Source organism: Nocardioides sp., assembly GCF_035703625.1.
Lineage (GTDB): Bacteria > Actinomycetota > Actinomycetes > Propionibacteriales > Nocardioidaceae > Nocardioides.
The window spans coordinates 1-2,274 of sequence record NZ_DASSXS010000192.1; the positions used below are offsets into that span (position 1 = coordinate 1).

2 protein-coding genes are annotated in these 2,274 nt (G+C 74.7%); both read left to right on the forward strand.

Features of this window, described 5'->3' with window-relative positions; all coding sequences use genetic code 11:
* Positions 1-232 precede the first annotated feature (232 nt).
* Positions 233-1,726, forward strand: coding sequence for an AlkA N-terminal domain-containing protein (locus VFN12_RS09505; RefSeq protein ID WP_325118408.1), 1,494 nt, complete (start codon positions 233-235; stop codon positions 1,724-1,726).
* Position 1,727: 1 nt separating this feature from the next.
* Entirely contained in the window at positions 1,728-2,210 is a 483-nt protein-coding gene (locus tag VFN12_RS09510; RefSeq protein ID WP_325118409.1) for a methylated-DNA--[protein]-cysteine S-methyltransferase, read from the forward strand.
* The last annotated feature ends 64 nt before the right edge of the window (positions 2,211-2,274 follow it).

Here is a 2,274-nt window from a genome sequence, read left to right on the forward strand (position 1 = left end):
AGCCGGTCCCGCCACCTCGACTCGGGTGCCTGCGCCCAGTCGTCGTACCGCGACCCGAAGGCGTACGGCGCCTCCCGCAGCGCCCGCAGCCGCAGGTCCCTGAACACCCGCCACTGGTCGGGACCGACCCTGACGATCTCCACCCGTCTCACGCCGGAGACTGTAGGGGACGGCCGTTGGCCGTGTCCGATTCCCGCCAGAACGCGTCGGCGTCGGCAGGCATGATGGAGCCATGAGCCCCCTCGACAAGCTGGACCGGGAGTCCTGCTACCGCGCGGTGAAGTCCCGCGACCGGAGGTTCGACGGGGTCTTCTACACCGCGGTCCGGACGACCGGCATCTACTGCCGTCCCTCGTGCCCGGCCCGGACCCCCGCCCTCAGGAACGTCACCTTCCACCCGAGCGCGGCCGCCGCGCAGGCGGCGGGCTACCGCGCCTGCAAGCGCTGCCTGCCCGACGCGACGCCCGGCAGCCCCGACTGGGACACCGCGGCCGACGCGGCAGGGCGCGCCATGCGGCTGATCGCCGACGGCGTGGTCGACCGGGAGGGCGTCCCCGGCCTCGCCGCCCGGGTCGGCTACACGCCACGGCACCTCACCCGGATCCTGACCTCCGAGCTGGGGGCCGGCCCCCTCGCACTCGCCAGGGCCAAGCGGGCCCAGACCGCGCGCGTGCTGATCGAGACGACCCAGCTCACCCACGCCGACATCGCCTTCGCCGCCGGGTTCTCCAGCGTGCGCCAGTTCAACGACACGATCCGCGAGGTCTACGCCACCACCCCCACCGAGCTGCGCGGGCGGCGACACGGAGCACCGGCCACGGGGACGCTCACGATGCGGCTCGCCGTCCGCACCCCGTTCGCCGGCTCGGCCCTGCTCGGCTTCCTGGCCGTACGGGCCGTTCCCGGCGTCGAAGCGGCGGGCCGCGGCTGGTACGCCCGCACCCTCGCCCTGCCCCACGGCGCCGGGACCGTCCGGCTCGACGTGCCGGACGCCCCGGCGGCGGGGGAGACGGCGTTCGTCACGGCCAGGTTCGCCCTCGACGACCTGCGCGACACGGCGGCGGCCGTCGAGCGGACCCGGCGGATGCTGGATGCCGACTGCGACCCGGTGGCCGTCGCCGACGCGTTCGCCGGCGACCCGATCGTGGGACCGCTGGTCCGCCGCCACCCGGGGCTCCGCGTCCCGGGCCACGTCGACGGCAACGAGGTCGCCGTCCGGGCGGTGCTCGGCCAGCAGGTCAGCGTGGCCGGTGCCAGGACCGTCGCCGCCCGGCTGGTGCGGGCCCATGGTCGGCCTCTGGGCGCCCAGAGCGCGCAGGAGGCCGCCGGACTCACCCACCTGTTCCCCGACCCGGCGACGGTCGCCGCCCTCGACCCGGGCGACCTTCCGATGCCACGGGCCCGGGGGAGGGCCCTGGTCGCCCTGTGTGCCGCGCTGGCCGACGGCACGCTCGCCCTGGACCGCGGTCCCGACCGCGACCGGGTCCGCCACGCGCTCCTCGACATCCCCGGCATCGGGCCCTGGACCGCCGACTACGTCGCGCTGCGCGCCCTCGGCCACCCCGACGTTTTCCTGCCGACCGACGTCGGCATCCGCGACGCCCTCACCGCCCTGGGTCGCGATCCGCGGGGGGCCGCCCGCCTCGCCGAGGGCTGGCGACCGTGGCGCTCCTACGCCCAGATGCACCTGTGGCAGACACTGGTCACCCGAGAAGGAGACGACTGACATGTGGACCCTGATGGACTCACCCGTGGGTGAGCTGCGCATCGTCGAACGCGGGGGGAAGCTCACCGCGATCGAGTTCGCCCCGTTCCGGGCGAGCACCGACGGCCGTCCCATCGGCGAGCGCGACGACGACCATCCGGTGCTCGCCAGGGCGGTGGGCCAGCTGACGGCGTACTTCGCCCGCGACCTCAAGGAGTTCGACCTCCCGCTGGCTCCGCAGGGCAGCGACTTCCAGCGGCGGGTCTGGGACGCGCTGCTCGGCATCGGCTACGGCGAGACCGCGTCGTACGGCGAGATCGCGCACCGGCTCGGCATGACCAACGCCGCGTCCCGCGCGGTGGGGCTGGCCAACGGCCGCAACCCGATCCCGATCGTGATCCCCTGCCACCGCGTGATCGGTGCCAACGGGACGCTCACCGGCTACGCCGGCGGGCTCGAGCGCAAGCAGACGCTGCTCGAGATCGAACAGGACGCACTGTTCTGAGCGCGGGACAGGGCAGGTGGGACGGCGGCTCGGTCTGGTACGCCGGGTACGGCTCCAACCTCGA

Excerpts from the sequence above, each read along its gene's own strand:
- VFN12_RS09505 (WP_325118408.1), top strand. The coding sequence starts at position 233 with ATGAGCCCCCTCGACAAGCTGGACCGGGAGTCCTGCTACCGCGCGGTG.
- VFN12_RS09510 (WP_325118409.1), top strand. The coding sequence starts at position 1,728 with ATGTGGACCCTGATGGACTCACCCGTGGGTGAGCTGCGCATCGTCGAA.